17 protein-coding genes are annotated in these 17,826 nt (G+C 46.4%); 13 read left to right on the top strand and 4 right to left on the bottom strand.

What is annotated here, in order from left to right; all coding sequences use genetic code 11:
• Positions 1-29 precede the first annotated feature (29 nt).
• Complete coding sequence (locus NC996_RS05225) at positions 30-1,049, bottom strand: succinate dehydrogenase/fumarate reductase iron-sulfur subunit (protein WP_190535995.1); 1,020 nt, start codon at positions 1,047-1,049, stop codon at positions 30-32.
• A gap of 453 nt (positions 1,050-1,502) precedes the next feature.
• Here NC996_RS05225 and NC996_RS05220 point away from each other — a divergent pair, with 453 nt between their 5' ends.
• Both NC996_RS05220 and NC996_RS05215 read left to right on the top strand, forming a co-directional pair.
• The gene (locus NC996_RS05220) at positions 1,503-1,931 is read left to right on the top strand and encodes an AbrB family transcriptional regulator (protein ID WP_190524196.1); all 429 of its coding nucleotides are present in this window, start codon (positions 1,503-1,505) and stop codon (positions 1,929-1,931) included.
• 226 nt (positions 1,932-2,157) lie between these two features.
• Positions 2,158-3,039: a type II CAAX endopeptidase family protein gene (locus tag NC996_RS05215; RefSeq protein ID WP_190688533.1), complete on the top strand. Its 882-nt coding sequence runs from the start codon at positions 2,158-2,160 to the stop codon at positions 3,037-3,039.
• A gap of 11 nt (positions 3,040-3,050) precedes the next feature.
• On the opposite strand, the gene cbiE is transcribed toward NC996_RS05215, so the two are convergent.
• The 3 genes from cbiE to NC996_RS05200 form a co-directional block, all read right to left on the bottom strand.
• Positions 3,051-4,334 (bottom strand): precorrin-6y C5,15-methyltransferase (decarboxylating) subunit CbiE, encoded by a 1,284-nt coding sequence (gene cbiE, locus NC996_RS05210; RefSeq protein ID WP_190688530.1) that lies wholly within the window; start codon positions 4,332-4,334, stop codon positions 3,051-3,053.
• A gap of 94 nt (positions 4,335-4,428) precedes the next feature.
• Positions 4,429-5,046, bottom strand: a complete 618-nt coding sequence (locus NC996_RS05205; protein WP_190426908.1) for a cobalt-precorrin-8X methylmutase — start codon at positions 5,044-5,046, stop codon at positions 4,429-4,431.
• 52 nt (positions 5,047-5,098) lie between these two features.
• Positions 5,099-5,884 carry a DUF1868 domain-containing protein gene (locus NC996_RS05200; RefSeq protein WP_190410208.1) on the bottom strand — a complete coding sequence of 262 codons (786 nt, stop codon included), beginning with the start codon at positions 5,882-5,884 and terminating at the stop codon, positions 5,099-5,101.
• Positions 5,885-5,918: 34 nt separating this feature from the next.
• On the opposite strand from NC996_RS05200, the gene holA reads away from it, so the two are divergent.
• The 11 genes from holA to NC996_RS05145 all read left to right on the top strand — a co-directional run bounded on the left by holA (position 5,919) and on the right by NC996_RS05145 (position 17,805).
• Positions 5,919-6,938 (top strand): DNA polymerase III subunit delta, encoded by a 1,020-nt coding sequence (gene holA / locus NC996_RS05195; protein ID WP_190440258.1) that lies wholly within the window; start codon positions 5,919-5,921, stop codon positions 6,936-6,938.
• Between the two features lie 339 nt (positions 6,939-7,277).
• The gene (locus tag NC996_RS05190; protein WP_190688527.1) at positions 7,278-7,757 is read left to right on the top strand and encodes a DUF4168 domain-containing protein; all 480 of its coding nucleotides are present in this window, start codon (positions 7,278-7,280) and stop codon (positions 7,755-7,757) included.
• Positions 7,758-7,855: 98 nt separating this feature from the next.
• Positions 7,856-8,299: an urease accessory protein UreE gene (gene ureE, locus NC996_RS05185; protein ID WP_190410211.1), complete on the top strand. Its 444-nt coding sequence runs from the start codon at positions 7,856-7,858 to the stop codon at positions 8,297-8,299.
• A 146-nt stretch (positions 8,300-8,445) separates the two neighbouring features.
• Positions 8,446-9,147, top strand: coding sequence for an urease accessory protein UreF (locus tag NC996_RS05180; protein WP_190440252.1), 702 nt, complete (start codon positions 8,446-8,448; stop codon positions 9,145-9,147).
• A gap of 103 nt (positions 9,148-9,250) precedes the next feature.
• Complete coding sequence (ureG, locus tag NC996_RS05175) at positions 9,251-9,868, top strand: urease accessory protein UreG (protein ID WP_190688524.1); 618 nt, start codon at positions 9,251-9,253, stop codon at positions 9,866-9,868.
• A gap of 140 nt (positions 9,869-10,008) precedes the next feature.
• A complete protein-coding gene (gene urtA, locus NC996_RS05170; RefSeq protein ID WP_190688522.1) occupies positions 10,009-11,343 on the top strand; it encodes an urea ABC transporter substrate-binding protein in 1,335 nt (444 codons plus the stop codon).
• Positions 11,344-11,633: 290 nt separating this feature from the next.
• Complete coding sequence (gene urtB, locus NC996_RS05165; protein WP_190410215.1) at positions 11,634-12,794, top strand: urea ABC transporter permease subunit UrtB; 1,161 nt, start codon at positions 11,634-11,636, stop codon at positions 12,792-12,794.
• A 63-nt stretch (positions 12,795-12,857) separates the two neighbouring features.
• Positions 12,858-13,988 (top strand): urea ABC transporter permease subunit UrtC, encoded by a 1,131-nt coding sequence (urtC, locus tag NC996_RS05160; RefSeq protein WP_190688582.1) that lies wholly within the window; start codon positions 12,858-12,860, stop codon positions 13,986-13,988.
• Positions 13,963-14,742 (top strand): urea ABC transporter ATP-binding protein UrtD, encoded by a 780-nt coding sequence (urtD, locus tag NC996_RS05155; protein ID WP_190410217.1) that lies wholly within the window; start codon positions 13,963-13,965, stop codon positions 14,740-14,742. The genes urtC and urtD overlap by 26 nt, the downstream gene beginning before the upstream one ends.
• 62 nt (positions 14,743-14,804) lie before the next feature.
• Positions 14,805-15,506 carry an urea ABC transporter ATP-binding subunit UrtE gene (gene urtE, locus NC996_RS05150; RefSeq protein ID WP_190688519.1) on the top strand — a complete coding sequence of 234 codons (702 nt, stop codon included), beginning with the start codon at positions 14,805-14,807 and terminating at the stop codon, positions 15,504-15,506.
• Between the two features lie 178 nt (positions 15,507-15,684).
• The gene (locus tag NC996_RS05145; RefSeq protein ID WP_190688516.1) at positions 15,685-17,805 is read left to right on the top strand and encodes an ATP-binding protein; all 2,121 of its coding nucleotides are present in this window, start codon (positions 15,685-15,687) and stop codon (positions 17,803-17,805) included.
• Positions 17,806-17,826 lie beyond the last annotated feature (21 nt).

Below are 17,826 nucleotides of genomic sequence, written 5' to 3'. Positions count from 1 at the left end.
GTTTTTACTTCAATCGTGATTCAATATGATTAAGACTCAAGGCTTTGGACAGATTCAATGAGCGATCGCACTACCTCAGCCCCAGCAGACGGCTCAAACCCCAAAGGAAACTTACCGCGAGCCAGCATTCTTAATCCGAGTGGCCCCAGGCTAATCATCCCCTTGATGTCTCTAAAAGAATTTCCCACGACTTGTAAACCAAACCGACGTTCATCAATCCAACCACCTTCCTTCACTAGATCAATTAATACTTTCCGGTGACGGATTGAACGACTGGCTTGATCGTCCTTGCGGTCGAGAATTTGCTGTTTAATTTTGCCGATTTGATCCATTGGTGCCACATCCATCGGACAAACCGTATTACACATAAAACAGCGGGTACAACCCCAGACGCCTTTGGTGCCTTCGTTGTAATTTTCCAAACGGGATTCTATTTCGGCGTCACGAGAATCCCCTACCATTCGATAAGCCTTTGCAAGGGCGTGAGGTCCTACAAAATCCGAATTGACCTCACGGGCGTTGCATTCAGAATAGCAGGCACCACACAATATACAATTGCCTGTTTGATTAAGGCGATCGCGTTCTTCGGGTGTCTGTAAAAACTCTCGTTCCGGTATAGGATTTGCCCCCGTACTCACATAGGGTTCAACTACTTCAAGATGATCCCAAAAACTACGCATATCCACCACCAAATCTTTAATGACCGGCATATTGCCCATTGGTGCAATAGTAATTTCTGGGATGGCATCTAAAGGTTTTTGCGGGGCATCTGAAAGGGTAGCACTCGCTGCTATCTGTTGCAGCCTTTGCACTTCACTGCCAATATTTTCCTTACACGCCAAAGCGGAACGACCGTTGATTCGCATTCCACAACTGCCGCAAATTGTGTTGCGACAATTCTTGCGAAAAGCTAAACTTCCATCCTGCTCCCACTTAATAAGATTTAGGCAGTCCAGAATTGTGTTACCAGGATCGACATCCAACGTATAAGTCTGTACTACAGGAGAGGAATTTTGCTCCTGCCGGATGACCTTAAAAAGGACTTGCATGCTTCAAAGCTCTTCATTGCTCTTAACTTCTAGTCTAAAGCTGAATTTACGATCTGTAGACAAATAGGAGCTTTGTTTGGCATGACTAGACTAAGGGGTGTAGCTGATTTTTAGATGCTGAAGGCTTGAAGGATAAAACAGACAGCTCTCCTGTCTTCCCCTCCAAAAGATAGATTTTCAGAAGTAAATACTTTACACTTTATACTTTAAACTTTACAAAATCTCTAGTCTCTAGTCTCTAGTCTATCCTTTAACGATCTGCTATCTGGTAGTAAGAACCTCAACTTTTACCCAATTACGCAATTTTGCTGCAATCTAAGAATTTGGAGGATGCTCTTGTAAATATCCTTGTGAAAGTTGAGTGATTTAACGATATATTTTTTTAGTCAGCCAAATATTGGCATTAGACACTCTTTACTATACTGTAGATTGAAGTGTATTTTGCATATAGCGATGAGTGAAACCGCAACAGCTCCATTGACAGGGAAAGCACTGCTTCAAAAAGTAAAAGAGCTTTCACACTTACCACGGCGAGAAACAGCAAAACGCTGTGGCTATTACACCGTAACAAAGAACAACCAGACTCGCGTCAACTTAACAGACTTTTATGACGCAGTTTTAGGCGCGAAAGGTGTTCCCCTAGATCCAGAAGGAACAAAAGATGGTCGGGGTCGCGAACCAACCTATCGTGTAAGCGTACACAAAAATGGTCAAATTGTTATTGGTGCAACTTACACTGAGGCAATGGGATTAAAGCCTGGTGATGAGTTTGAAATTAAGCTGGGTTACAAGCATATTCACCTAATTCAGGTGGATGGCGGAAGTAAGACTGGAGACGATACCAGTGATGAAAGCGAAAGTGAGGAGGCGACTGCATCATAAGCGGTAATGCTTTCTGATATGGCGTTGCTTCTAACAAATTTATCGGGAAATTTGAAAGAACCAACTGCCTCTCCTTTCAAGGGAGCATCCTAGGGAAAGCAAATACATCTTTTGTGGACTAGACATAAAAGCTGCGGGGGTTCATGCTTACCCCCAGCGGTAAATAAGGCAGTTTTTTCCCAAACTTGAGGTGTTACGCTTGAGCCAATGAAAGCTGTCTTTAACAATGCCTATTTTTGATCGAGCCGATTGGTGGCTGGTATCACTTCCACAAACTCCTGCTGTGTTGAAGGCGATCGCTTTCTTCATTGTCTGGTTAGTTCTTTGGTTGCCAGTTGCGATTCCTTTGGCAGCAGTGCTGAAATGGCGACCCTTTCACCCCTTGGCTGTAGAGCAAAAGCTTCCTTTATTAGCTTCGCTCTATTTAATTGCCCCTGCGATCGTCTGGGGTGCCGCTTGGGTGGAGGGGGCTTTTTTTGCGGATTATGGGTTGGACTGGAAAGCTTCAATATTCATTTCCCTAGGACAAGGCTTTGCTTTAGGGGTGCTAAGTCTGGTAGTGGTGTTTGGCATCCAAAAAGCGTTGGGCTGGGTCGAGTGGCGATCTCAAGAGAATCCTCTCTATGAAGATACACAGAACCCACCGCAAAATCTGTGGTCGGTAGTCGGATCTGTCTTACTACCAACATTGTTATTAGGATTATTGATTAGTGGAATTGAAGAGTTAATTTTTCGGGGATTTCTGCTTACGGAACTCCAGCAAGATTATTCAACTTGGGTAGCGGCGGCAGTTTCTAGCTTAATTTTTGCGCTGCTTCATTTGGTTTGGGAACAGCAGGAAACATTGCCTCAGCTACCGGGATTATGGCTGATGGGAATGGTATTAGTGCTGGCTCGTGTCTGTGATGATGGGAATCTAGGCTTGGCGTGGGGGCTTCACGCCGGATGGATTTGGGCGATCGCAAGTTTGGATACGACGAGAGTGATTCGCTACACTGGCATGGTTCCGGCTTGGGTAACTGGTTTGGGAGAAAAGCCTCTGGCGGGTGCGGCGGGAATTTTTTGTCTGCTGGGAACTGGGATTTTAATCTGGCAAATTTATCTTTAAAATGAGCATCTTTAAAATGAGCGATTTGCTGCCAGAATCGTGACCGGATTCAGCGGGGAAAACCGAGTCAGCGATCCCACCGGCACAGAACGCGATAACTGCACTTGCAACAAGTGATAATCCCATTGCTGACGCGATAACCAACTCAAAGCCTCATTCAGGTGTTCTAGTGTGGCGAGTGCCAGTACCAAGCGCCCTGAAGCCGTTAAATGCGAATTGCAGGTATCGAGAATTTCAGTTAAATTGCCGCCGCTACCGCCAATAAAGATGCGGTTAGGTGCAGGGAGGCTGTACAAAGCTTCTGGGGCGCTGCCATGAATAGAAATCACATTTTCTACTTGGAAGCGATCGCAGTTCTGCTGAATTAACATCGTGCCAGCAGCCGTTTTCTCAATCGCATACACGCGAGAAGTGGGGAATAAACGGGCAATCTCAATCGAAACTGAGCCAGTACCTGCCCCAATATCCCAAATAATTTGTCCCGGCTGTAGCGCCAGTTCTCCCAGTACAAGAACCCGCACTTCCCGCTTCGTCATCAAGCCAGGGCGATCGCTAAAACTCAAGAAACTCCCATCCGGGACTCCCAGCATCGGCAGGGCATCCAGATTCGGTAGGAATGCGTCCCCACTCTTACTCCCTGAATCAGAGGGACGTAGCAAGACAACAACATTCAAAGAAGCAAAATCTTGCTCTTGTAGAGCCGTAATTAATTGTCTTCCGACACAGGGAAAAGACCGAACTCGCTCATCGGCACCGCCTAAATTTTCACAAACCCAGAACTCATAAGTGCTAGGTAAATCTAAAGCGAGTAACAGACGAGCGATCGCTTCCGGTGTATTTTGAGTATCGGTTAATACAGCAATCTTCTCAATGCCCTGTTGCAGCGCTTGGGTTAACTCATCCAGCGATCGCCCGTGGGCGCTGATGACACGCGCATCCTGCCAGGGAACCTTAATCCGGTTAAAAGCCAGTTGAACCGAACTCAGATGCGGATGAAACGTTAATTCTGCTGAGGGTAGTTGTGCCACCAACAGCCGTCCTAGTCCAAAAAAGAGGGGATCGCCACTCACCAATACGACAATGCCGCCAGAACCCGCAGACAGGCGATCGCGAATTTCCTCAACTACCTTTGTCAAGTCACCCAGAATCAGACGTTGGGCTGAGGAATTGGGAAAGTAAGAGAGATGGCGATCGCTCCCAATTAACAGCATCGCTTGCTCTACAATCTCCCGCACATTATGACTCAGCCCATCTGCACCATCCAAGCCAATTCCAACAACGTGTACAAGTGTCATGAATAGCGGCTGAATGCACCCGATGGCGGGAAGTCGCTGCGATACCGACTCAACGCAAATCGATTTTTCGTGACCCTAAATAGGCAGCGAATCCCTAACATTCCTCTGCCTCCCAAGCCAATAGGAGTAAAGCATTCACAATCGCAGCGGTAATCGGTGAACCGCCCTTGCGCCCCTCAATCCGAATTTGGGGTACGGGCGTCTTTTCTAGTACCGCTTTAGACTCTACGACGGAGATAAATCCAACGGGTGCGCCAATCACTAAAGCCGGTTGAATGGGTGCCGAGGGTAACTCTGCACACAAAGCCAGCAGAGCAGTGGGAGCATTACCAATCGCATAAATTGCCTCTGGAAATTCTTGCCAACATTTTAGTAAGCCGGTTTCCGTGCGCGTCTTGCCAGGGAGAGCAACGCTTGCTTGTTCCACAGCGGCAACCAGGGGATTGTTAAAGGTTTGCGCCACCATTCCCGCCACTCCCTGTTTGACCATGCCAACGTCTGTAACAATCGGCACGCGACGCCGCAAGGCAGCGATCGCGCTTTCAATCGCCCCCTCACTAAATCGAATTAATTGGGCAAATTCAAAATCAGCGGTGCTGTGGATGGCTCGACGTACAATTGCGTACTCGGAGGGGCTAAAGCGGTGTTCGCCAATTTCTCGATCGATGAGAGCAAAACTTTGCTGGAGGATGGGATGAATGGGTAAGCTCATAAATCAGGAGTCAGCTAATAGCGATTTGTAAGCCGCTATTAGCCGATTGTTTTTAAAAAGTTAAAACGGGCCAATCAGGTTCCCGATAATACCGGGTCATATCGTCAAATTTTCGCAATTGCGCTTGGTGTGTCCAAATTTCTGGAGAATTTTCCAACCATTGGTTGTTAATTTGAGAAAGTTTTTCACACAAGCGAGCGCGGTTCAAATCTGGTGAAATATCGCCAAAATAGCCCAGCGTCACATGGGCAGTAAAACGATATTGCTGTTCAATCCCCAACTCTATCAAACTCCGACTTTGATAGATAAACCGGCGAAACTTCAACATTCGCTCGTAAGTGCCTTCGTCCTTGGGGACTAAACAAACCGCGACTGCACGGGGCATTACCATCAACCCCAGCAACTGCCAAAGCATCGGATTGCCGCCAGTGAGAGATGGCTGGGACTGCTCGAAAATTTGAGCAATGCGATCGCGCAGTTGTTCTTCAAACTCCGGATTCTCACTCGTGGTGTGCCGATAAGCACTGTCCCAAATCAAATCTGCTAAGGTCACATGAAAACTCTCAGCAGGGACTGGCACAATAAAACCAGGATCTAGCTGCTGTAGGAGTTGCTCTTGGCACGCTTTCAAGCTTTCGTAAAACGTCGCATTCTCGGATTCTTCTCCCGCAGGTGGCGTGATCGCCGAATAGCCAGGGAAAGGCACGGCTTGTCTTGTCCCTGACGGGGAGGGCTTAAACTTCGGAGACTCCTGTATATGCTGTACTTGGGACTCGTAGGTTGCAGGTAGTGTTAGCCGTGCTACCCGATTTAAATAAGTGTGATAAGTCTCGTCCAATCTTAATAGCCTCGTACTTTTCAGAGATGCTTTAATGCCAATTTACCTCTACTGGGGTGAGGATGATTTTGCCCTGGAAAAAGCTGTTGACTCCCTGCGCGATCGCATTCTCGACCCCCAATGGGCTAACTTTAACTATGACAAAATTTCTCAAGCGCTACCCGATGCGGTCATCACTGCTTTAAACCAAGCAATGACACCACCCTTTGGCAGCGCCTACCGTTTGGTATGGTTGGTTGATACTACTATATGCCTGCACTGTTCGGAAGATCTGCTGGCTGAACTGGAGCGTACGATACCGGCGATTCCTGAGTCTTCAGTATTTTTGCTGACGACTCGCTCTAAACCCGATGGGCGTCTCCGGTCTACAAAGCTGCTGCAAAACCATGCTGATATTCGAGAATTTTCGCTCATCCCGCCCTGGAAAACTGAAGAACTGCTAAAAAAGGTGCGTCAGGTTGCCCAGCAAGTCGGTGTAAAACTAACCCCCGCAGCTGCCGAACTGTTAGCCCAATCTGTGGGAAATGATACCAGACAACTTTGGAACGAACTGGAAAAGTTGCAGGTTTACGCCGGTATCCCGAAGCCGCTTCCCACCGCTTCTGACCAAGCAGGCGTATCCCAAGACGCGATCGCCCTTGAAGTCGTTGCTGCCCTAGTAACCTCTAACACCCAAAACAGCTTGCAGCTCGCATCGGCGATCGCCAAGGGGAATACCGCTCACGCCTGTTCGCTGGTTGCTGACTTAATCGGTCATAACGAACCCGCTTTGCGGATTGTCGCCACCCTCATCGGTCAATTTCGTACCTGGTTGTGGGTGAAACTGATGGTAGAGAGCGGTGAGCGAGATGAACGGGCGATCGCAACTGCGGCAGAAATTGGCAACCCCAAACGGATTTACTTTCTGCGCCAAGAAGTCAAAGACTTCTCTGTGCGTCAACTCACCTTAACCTTACCCTTACTCCTGGAATTGGAAGTCGCCCTCAAGCGAGGAGCTGACCCCATTTCAACGTTACAAATGAAAGTTATCGAACTGTGTCAATTGTATCAATGAAGGCATAAACACGTAGAGAGAATTCTTCCCTCCCTCCCTTTACACCTAGAGGTAGGGAGGAAAGCGCTACCCATACCACCCAATCGTTACAGCTTTGGTAACACCCCGCTTTTTATGCGAAAGTGTGGTAAAATCCTCACACTCATAATATCCGTAGTTAGTTGTAGATTACTACTCGATCCTTACTCCGTAGGGAGAAGGCTTCTGTTTTCTGAGGTACCAACACGAGATGTAAATCTACGAATGCCCATCTCTAGCTGGAACTTCTCACCCTTAAAACAGTTCAGAAAAAGTAATCCGTGTGTGTTTTGATTTTCTATTTTTTGGTCGCACTAGATCATGATGACTTTATACAGTTCACGTCGCTCTCTGAATCGAGTCTTATCTCAATGCCTGAGTGTTGGTACTCTCGCTACTCTAAGTCTGTTGTTAGGTTTTGCACCCGGTCTATCCGAGCGCTCCCATAGCCTTGACTTTAGTTCTCAGGCATACGCTCAATCACCCTTCAGCTCCAAAGACTTAAGCAACTTTGCCAGAGCTGTTTTGGCGATGGAACCGGGTCGCCAAGCGGCCTATAACGAGATCAAAAGAATTGTGGGCAGCCCTCCAAATATTGCTTGCAGCCAGCCGAATAGCCTGCGATCGCTTCCAGGAAATGCCCAGGCCATTGCCATCAATTACTGCAAACAGTCTCAAAAGATTGTTGAGAGCAACGGTTTGTCCATTGGATTATTTAATCAAATTACGGTGGAGGCGCAAAAAAATTCGGAGGTAGCAGCACAGATAAAAAATGAAATGATCCGTCTGCAAGCTCAGTAAAAAATAAACTTTTGCTGACCCTGCTTGACTCGGATATTGATGTCATCTGTGCTGATGTTAGTAGCATCACCATAACTTGCTGACTAAAGATTCCAGTGATGCTAACGATAACGCAACGCTTTCCCGCCAATTTGGATGCATCGGTCAACTTTACTCTTTTTCTGACTGCCGAGGAGCGCACGCGCAGCCGCTATCGCTTTGAAACTGCTGAGGGGCAAGCTTTGTATCTGCGCTTACCCAGAGGAACCGTGTTGCGCGATCGCGATCTCCTTCAATCTGAAATCGGTGATATCGTCGTGAGAATCGTGGCTAAACCGGAACCCGTTCTCACTGCGACTGCCCAGAAACCCCTCGATTTGCTGCGGGCGGCTTATCATCTAGGCAATCGCCATGTACCGATAGAAATTGCTGCCACTCATTTGCGGTTGTCTCCCGACCCCGTTTTAAAGTCAATGCTAGAACATCTGGGGATGGAGGTACGAGAGGAAATCTCGCCTTTTTATCCAGAAATGGGTGCCTATGGACACCATCATCACGCTTAGTTAATTGGGTAATCGGTAATGGGGGAGTTTTGAGTTTTGAGTTTTGATTTCTAGAAACGCGATAATCGCGTCTGAGTTTTAACGAGAACCGATACAAAACTCTAGGCTTCATCCTAAAACTCTTCCCCACTCCCTACGTACCAACAATGACCAACGAGCAATTACCGATTCCCCATTCTCCAGTTAACCTGCTGTGTCTTATGCAACTGGTGAGTCCCGCGTTGCCGGTAGGTGCTTATAGCTATTCCGAAGGGCTGGAAACCCTCGTCGATGCTGGTGTAATTGAGAACCTGCAACATCTGGGACACTGGCTCAAACAGGAACTGGGTTATGGGGCAATTCGGTTGGAAGCAGCGGTGATGATTCGGGGATATCGGGGGGCAATTGCCGGGGATTTAGAGGCTTTAAATTACTGGAATGTCTGGTTATCTGCTGCTAAGGAAACACAGGAGTTGCAAGCACAAAGTTGGCAGATGGGGCGATCGCTAATTCGATTGCTTTTGGAATTACAGCCGCAGGTTCGGTCAATGGTGGATGCAATTGGGAGTCCTTGTAATTATGCGATCGCTTTCGGCATTGCCGCCGCCCATTGGCAAATCGACGCTGCATCTACCCTCTTGGGCTACTTACACAGCTGGGCAACCAATTTGATCGCTGCCGGAGTCAAATTGATTCCCCTCGGACAAACGGCTGGGCAACAGCTACTCCTAGAACTACAACCCATCTTGATTCAGGCTGCCAAGGAAATTTTAGGGTTAGAAGATGACGCCCTGAGTAGTTGCGGCTGGGGATTAGCATTGGCGAGTATCGCTCACGAAACACAGTACACGCGCTTATTTCGGAGTTAAAAGAAATCGGCACAAAAACATATCGCTGGTAAAACCTGGGAATAGATTATCGTTAATTGCCTTGCTACGATGAGCAATTAGCCATTCGCTTTCAGAAAATTTTATGAATGCTTTTCGGGTTGGAGTTGCTGGCCCAGTGGGTTCGGGAAAAACTGCCTTGGTTGAAGCCTTATGTAAGGCGATGCGGCAAAAATATCAAATTGCTGTGGTCACGAATGATATTTATACCCAGGAAGATGCCCAGTTTTTAGTGCGGAGTCACGCCTTGGAAAGCGATCGCATCCTTGGCGTCGAAACTGGCGGCTGTCCCCATACTGCCATCCGCGAAGACGCTTCCATGAACATCGCCGCCATTGAACAAATGGAACAGCGATTTCCCGATTTAGACTTAGTGTTTTTAGAAAGTGGCGGCGATAACTTAGCGGCTACCTTCAGCCCAGAACTGGTAGACTTGACAATTTACGTCATTGATGTTGCAGCCGGTGACAAAATTCCGCGCAAAGGTGGTCCCGGAATTACTAAATCCGATCTTTTAGCAATCAACAAAATTGATCTTGCTCCTCAAGTCGGAGCAGATTTAGGGGTCATGGAACGCGATGCGCGGAGGATGCGTGGAGAAAAACCCTTTATCTTTACGAATTTGAAGACTCAGCAAGGATTAACGGCTGTGGTGGACTTTATCCGCCTAAATCTGGGCGAAATTTCAGAAACCGTAAGCTGACCTTTCCGAAAGCTGTTCCAAAAATTCGATTCTTTGTATCATTGATAACAATTTCTTGCCAGAACATCGCTCTAATATCACTGCTTAACTGTATATGTTCTCTATCATTGGGCTGATTCAGCCAGGAGTACGGTAACGGTATGGCAAGGCGATTAGGGCGACGTAAATTTCTTCTATACGGTTCTGCTACTCTGGGAACCAGTATTCTTCTCAAAGCTTGTAGCAGCACTCCCACTTCTACCCCTGAGACTGCCAGTCCAACGGCGGCGTCTCCCTCTTCCAGCGCAACAACCGTTGCTGCTGCCGGTGCAGGAAACACCATCAAAGTTGGGATTCTGCACTCTCGCAGCGGCACGATGGCGATTAGCGAAAACAGCGTTGTAGATGCCGAACTGTTGGCAATTGAGGAGATTAATAAAGCCGGTGGCGTCCTCGGCAAGCAAATTCAAGCAATTGAAGAAGATGGTCAATCCGACTGGCCTACTTTTGCAGAGAAGGCGAGAAAGCTAATCGATCAGGATAAAGTTGTCACCGTTTTCGGCTGTTGGACTTCCGCCAGCCGCAAAGCAGTGCTGCCAGTATTTGAAGAAAAAGGTCATATGCTCTGGTATCCCGTGCAATACGAGGGTCAAGAGTGCTCCAAAAATATTTTCTATACGGGTGCTGCTCCCAACCAACAAATCGAGCCAGCAGTCGATTGGCTCTTGCAGAATAAGGGCAAAAAATTCTTCCTAGTTGGCTCTGATTACGTTTTTCCGCGTACCGCGAATACGATTATTAAAGAGCAGTTAAAGGCAAAAGGCGGCGAAACCGTCGGTGAAGATTATTTACCCCTAGGCAATACAGAAGTTACACCCATCATCACTAAAATTAAAGCAGCTCTGCCTGATGGCGGCGTCATTTTTAATACCCTAAATGGGGATAGTAATGTGGCTTTCTTCAAGCAGATGCAAGGTGCAGGGTTGGGACCAGATAAATATCCCGTAATGTCTGTCAGTATTGCCGAAGAAGAAGTCAAAGCAATTGGCACAGAATATCTCAAAGGCCAATATGCCGCATGGAATTACTTCCAAACGGTAGATACCCCGGCGAATAAAAAATTTGTCGAAGCTTTTAAGGCAAAATACGGTCCAGATCGGGTAACAAATGACCCGATGGAAGCAGCTTACATTGCTGTTTATCTGTGGAAACAAGCTGTCGAGAAAGCAAAAACCGCTGACGATTTAGAGGCAGTGCGAAAGGCTGCGGTTGGTCAGAAGTTTGAGGCTCCAGAAGGCACTGTAACGATGGAAAGTAACCATCACATTTCTAAGTTTGTACGGCTAGGTGAAGTCGCAGATGATGGTCTCTTTAAGATTGTCTATGAGACGAAATCAGCAGTGAAGCCAGTTCCTTGGAACCAATTCGTTGCTGCAACTAAGGGTTTGGGATGCGACTGGTCAGATTCCAAAAAAGGTGGTCAGTACAAAATTTAAGCGGTTAAAAATTAGTCCTTAGTTATTAGTCGTCAATCTTGAGAAGATTGGTTGGGTTTCGTTACCTGATGGTGTTGGCTAATTAAGAACCTAACCCCCCATCCCCCTTCTCTATGAGGGAAGGGGGAGTCTGGAAGCCTCTACCCTTGTAGGGAAGAGTTTGGGGAGAGGTCAAAAATTAATGCCAACAGCATCCGTTACCTCAACTCAACCTAGGGGATTTGAAAGCTAATAACTAATGACTCACGATCCATGACTAATGACCCATGATTAATGGCTGAGGAAGCGGTGTGATAGCAGGATTGCTGGATGGGATTTTTAATGGAATTAGCATCGGCGCGGTTTTGTTAATTTCAGCGCTGGGACTAGCCATTGTCTTTGGACTCATGGGTGTCATTAACTTAGCTCACGGTGAGTTGATGATGCTAGGAGCCTACACAACGTTTGTTGTACAAAATGGCTTCAAAATATTGGGTAAGCCTTGGTCTGAAACCTATATTGTTTTTGCGCTAATTTTGGCTTTCCTGGTGACAGCAGGTGTGGGATTAGTTCTGGAACGGGGAGTGATTCGTTATCTTTACGGACGCCCGCTAGAAACACTGCTCGCAACTTGGGGCGTTAGTCTGATTTTGCAGCAATTCGCTCGTAGTGTTAGCTGGGTGTTAGTCATTGGCATTGGGATATTTTGCCTTTTGTTTTTTGGCGCTTTTTGGATTTTGTCCCGCCGCCCAGATTTTGAGCGTATTCGTAACTGGGTAATTGCAATAATGTTGCCGATATCTCTAGGCGTTGCGAGTGCCACAAGTGCAGTTTTGGGACAAACTTATAAACTGGCTGTCACCAAGCCTTGGTTTGGCGCTCAAAATGTAGACGTGACGGCACCCAACTGGTTACGAGGAGGATTGCGGTTGGGTACGTTGCAGATGCCTTATACGCGGCTATTTATTATTGCGCTAACCATTGTTTGTGTAGCCGGAATTTATGTATTTTTGCAACGGTCTCCGTGGGGATTAAGAATTCGCTCAGTCATGCAGAATCGCAGTATGAGTGCCTGTTTAGGAATTCCGACTGCTAAAGTTGATGCCATTACATTTGCTTTGGGTTCTGGATTGGCTGGAATTGCCGGTTGTGCGATTAGTTTGCTGGGTTCTGTGGGACCCAATACAGGCCAGAACTACATCGTTGATACATTTATGGTGGTTGTTGTCGGTGGCGTCGGTAAGCTGGTGGGCAGTATTGTGGCAGCGATGGGAATTGGCACGATTAACTACTTAATCAGTTCTAAAGTCTTGGTTCCGATGGTGGCACCAATAAAGCCTTTAGTGGATTTCTTTGAGTTTTTCGGCACAACCAGTATGGCGAAGGTGATGGTATTCGCCTTAATTATTGCGTTCCTTCAGGTGCGTCCAGGAGGGATTTTTCCACAGAAGGGACGTAGCGTTGATGCTTAAACAAAGACAATCGAGTAGAGGCTCAAGGCGATGATTTTGGATGCGGTTCTTGAAGTTAAGGGCATGAAGCAGCAACGCAGACGAGCGGTGCTGATGGAAGTGGGGATAACGATTGCGATCGCTCTCCTCCTCATCTTCGTAATGCCAGCAGTTCTCACAGGCTTTCGTCTCAACTTGTTAGCGCGATTCTTGGCATTAGCGATCGCTGCCCTCGGCATTGATTTAATTTGGGGCTATACGGGTATGCTCAGTTTGGGGCATGGTGTATTTTTTGCGCTCGGTGGCTATGCCTTGGCAATGCACTTGCAATTAGCTCCTCTCAAGAATGGTTTACCAGAATTTATGAGCCTCTTCGGCATCACAGAATTGCCTTGGTTCTGGCAGCCGTTTTATTCGTTTAGTTTTGCCGCCGCAGCCGTTGTGATAATTCCGGCTGTATTAGCCGCAATATTGGGTTATTTAGTATTTCGCAACCGGATTCGGGGCGTTTACTTCTCAATTTTGACCCAAGCCGCAACGATTGTATTTTTTAATTTTTTCAACGGGCAGCAGGGATTTTTTAACGGTACCAATGGTTTAACCAATTTCAAAACATTATTAGGGGCAACAGTCAGTAATAGTCAGACGCAATTTGTTTTCTACGCGCTAACAGTCTTATTTTTGGCAGGTGCTTATGCTTTGTGCCGGTGGCTGACTAGCGATCGCTTTGGACGAGTTCTGGTTGCGATTCGGGATGATGAGAGCCGGATGCGCTTCTCTGGCTATAATCCCACGGGATTTAAAGTCGTAGTGTTTGCGATTTCCGCTGCTCTGGCTGGAATTGGGGGTGCTTTATTCACCCTTCAATCTGGTTTAATTTCACCGAAAGCAATGGATATTGCTTTTTCGATTGAAATGGTAATTTGGGTAGCAGTGGGAGGTCGTGCCAGCTTAATCGGAGCCATATTTGGGGCGCTATTAGTCAACTTTGCCAAAAGTCTTTTAAGCGAACAATTTCCAGGTATTTGGGTATTTTTCCAAGGAGCATTATTCCTAATTGTGGTAACAGTTCTTCCCGATGGTGTAGTCGGTTGGCTACGCTATCAAGGTTTCCAGCGCCTGCTGACACTTCTAGGGCGGAAGCAGATGGCAACCTATCCCAGCCTTGAAGAAGACCCAGAGGTACAGCATGAACGCGAAAATATTAGAAACTGAAAATTTAACGGTGAATTTTGATGGTTTTAAAGCACTGAACCATCTGAATTTCAGCATGGATGTCGGAGAGTTACGGGTCGTAATTGGTCCAAACGGTGCCGGGAAAACAACCTTTTTAGATGTCATTACTGGCAAAGTACAACCGACTGAGGGACGGGTATTATTTAAGGGGAGAAACGTGAAAGCACTCTCCGAACATCAAATCGCCCGATTGGGAATTGGGCGAAAGTTCCAAACCCCCCGCATTTACCTCAACCTGACGCCCCGCGAAAACCTAGAACTTAGCTGCAATCGTAATAAAAATGTCTTAGCAACGCTATTTGGGCGTCCTGCTACTGGCGAACGTAGCAAAGTAATGAGTTTGCTCGAAACGATTGGTTTAAGTGCAAAAGCAGATATCCGCGCTGGTTTACTTTCTCACGGGGAGAAACAACGCTTAGAAATTGGAATGTTAGTTGCTCAGTCGCCCGATTTATTGTTAGTGGATGAACCCGTTGCAGGGCTAACTGATGAAGAAACTGACAATATTGGGGAACTACTGATCGCGTTAGCTCACAGTCATTCTATTTTGGTCATTGAACATGACATGGAATTTGTGCGCCAAATTGCTCGTAAAGTAACTGTGTTGCATGAAGGCTCGGTGTTGTGTGAAGGCACGATTGAGGAAGTACAAAATGACCCTCGCGTTATAGAAGTTTATTTAGGAGAGCAGTTAGATCCTCAGGGAGAACCGCTTAAAGAAATTGAAGAGTAAAAAGAAGCGCTAAATTAAGCAATTAAAAAACGATCGCGTCTTATTCAACCAAGCACAATAAAATGCTAAAAATTTCTAATTTAAATGTCTATTACGGTGAAAGCCATATCCTCCGCAATGTGGATTTGAGCGTCCCCTTAGGGCAAATGGTGTGTCTAATTGGACGTAATGGTGTTGGCAAAACCACTCTACTCAAAACAATTATGGGGCTACTTAAACCCCGTAGCGGCACGATTACTTTTGCTGATGAGATAATAATAGACAAATCTCCAGATCGACGGGCGCGGCTAGGAATTGGTTATGTTCCTCAAGGACGGGAAATTATTCCGCGCTTGACGGTGAAAGAAAATTTGTTGCTGGGTTTGGAGGCGCGACGGGAGGGTAGAAGTGGTAAAGAAGAAATCCCAGAAGAAATATTTTCCCTCTTTCCTGTTTTAAAAACAATGCTGTCTCGGATGGGCGGCGATTTAAGCGGAGGACAACAACAGCAACTCGCGATCGCTCGCGCTTTGATGGGGAAGCCGCAGTTACTTGTACTGGATGAACCCACAGAAGGCATTCAACCCTCGATTATTTTAGAAATAGAAGCAGCAGTGCGCCGCATTATTGAATCTACCGGCATTTCTGTTTTATTGGTCGAGCAACACTTGCATTTTGTCCGACAAGCAGATCGGTACTACGCGATGCAAAAAGGCGGTATCGTCGCGTCTGGCTCGACTAGCGAACTCAGTCAGGATGTAATTCAACGGTTTCTGGCTGTCTGATGCAGATCGCTAACAATCTTTGCGAGGAACCCGTAGAACTTACAGTTCTCAAGATAGGCGCTTTTACGCCTCCGAAAATAGAGCGGTCAGTTTACTCTCACAGCCGCTAAACTGTGGAGAGCCTTGTGACAGATTATCTGTCTGGAGGACGAAACACCGCATCTATATTAACTCAGAGATGTTCAAGCGGCTGCAACAGCTTCAACCCAAGCTGCTAATTTTTACCTTTGGGGCATCTTTGCTACCCGTGATGTTCCTGAGTGCTGTAGCGTGGCGGTTTGTGCAGCAGCCGCTCATCGACTTAGAAAAGACTCGGCTCGACGATCAAGTTTTAGCCTTTCGGGGATACACTGCGGCTACTGAGAAAGGATTGCAAAATTTATCCTCTAGCTATGCAATCTGGACAGATTTATACAACGCAATTGGGAAGCGAGATGAGGCTTGGATCAAAAAGGAAGTCTCCGAGCAACTTGTTCTTTCTACCGATGTCGATCATGTGAAAGTGGTGGATCGTAGGGGAGAGATTTTGGGAGAGCGGGGTGACGCTTTGCGAATTCCGAATGTAGCTGAGCGGATAACAGATGCGATCGCTACCAACAAGCCAACGACGATGTTGATTGATAGCGGCTTGCCTCAGATATTGCTCTTTTCAACAGCGCCTGTTTACAACAGCGATGGTACGGGGAAGTCACCCGGAACTTTGATTTTAGGGCAAAATTTAGATGAAACTTGGTTGCGTAACTTTCTTAATTTCTCTCAACCTACCACTAAACTGCAAGTTATTTCTCTAGATGGCAAATCAATCATTTCTAGCAATGCCAAATCCAGCATTGAGCCTTGGGAACAAGCAAATTTAAAGTCGCAGGTGTTACGCAAGATTCAAAAAGGTAAAACAGTTTATCGGATCGAACCAAAATCTGGTTTGAATACGATATATGCTCCGATTACTTCCCGCAATCAGCCTATTGCCATTGCCAAAATTCAAATTGTCTCAAAGTATTTTAATCAAGCTTCCATCAACCTAAACCGTGTGATTTGGCTAGGACTGGGATTGGCTACCTTGTTATCGATTGCGATCGCACATTTGCTAGCCAAACAAATCGGCAACCCGATTATCCAGCTCTCCGAACGCAGTAAAACCTTAGCCGCAGGCGATTTGACTACCCCCATTCCCGGTATCGGCGCGGGTGGTGAAATCGGTCAACTTGCTCATGCTTATCAAGAAATGGCTCAGGCGCTAAAAGCCCTCATCGAAAACCTAGAGCAACGAGTTGCAAAGCGTACTGAGGAACTAGAACAGGCGCGTCAGACTCTTGAAGAACGGGTGCAACAGCGTACTGAAGAGCTTTCGCAAAAAAACCAGCAATTACAGCAAGCCCACGACCAACTACAGCAACTGAATACTGAATTAACTACCAACGCTCAACAGCTAAGTCAAGCATTACGCAATTTGGGAAGGGCGCAGGCGCAACTCATTCAAACTGAAAAAATGTCTAGTTTGGGTCAACTTGTTGCTGGCATTGCCCACGAAATTAACAATCCGATTAATTTTATTTATGGTAATCTTCCCCATATCAGTGACTACACAAAAAATCTACTGAACCTCGTACAACGCTATCAAAAAAGTTATCCTGATGCTGAAATACAGCAATATATTGAGAACATCGATCTCGATTTTTTGACGGGCGATCTGCCTAAAATTATTACTTCAATGAGGGCTGGCAGCGATCGCATTCGTCAAATTATTCTATTACTGCGAAACTTTTCCCGACTCGATGAAGCTGAAAGGAAGCGCGTCAACATTCATGAAGGAATTGATAGCAGTTTGCTAATTGTGCAGCATCGCTTGCAATCAGGCGGAGACTGGAAGGCGGAGGGAAATCCAGAGATTCAGGTAGTTAAGCAGTACGGCGTTCTGCCACCCGTTGAATGCTATCCGGCGCAGCTTAACCAGGTATTTATGAATATTTTCAGCAATGCAATTGATGCTCTGGAAACTTTCAAAGAGCAACCCGAAAAACGGATTTACATTAAAACTGAATTTAGTGCAGCTAAGCAAATAATTATCAAAATTAAAGATAACGGTTCCGGGATTCCAACAGCGATTAAATCAAAAATATTTGACCCTTTCTTTACAACCAAACCTGTCGGAAAAGGCATAGGTTTAGGACTAACTGTATGTTATCAAATATTAGAACATCATCAAGGACGTATTGCTATTATCTCCGAACCGGGGCAGGGAACAGAAGTTATCATTGAATTACCCATTAAGTTAAACAATCCAATTGGTAATCCCTAAAAGGTGCTGATTGCCTTTTTC

The organism is Trichocoleus sp. ST-U2, from assembly GCF_039961875.1.
GTDB lineage: Bacteria > Cyanobacteriota > Cyanobacteriia > Cyanobacteriales > FACHB-T130 > FACHB-T130.
The sequence above is the reverse complement of the archived record's forward strand: the minus strand, read 5'-3'. Positions and strand labels throughout refer to the sequence as shown.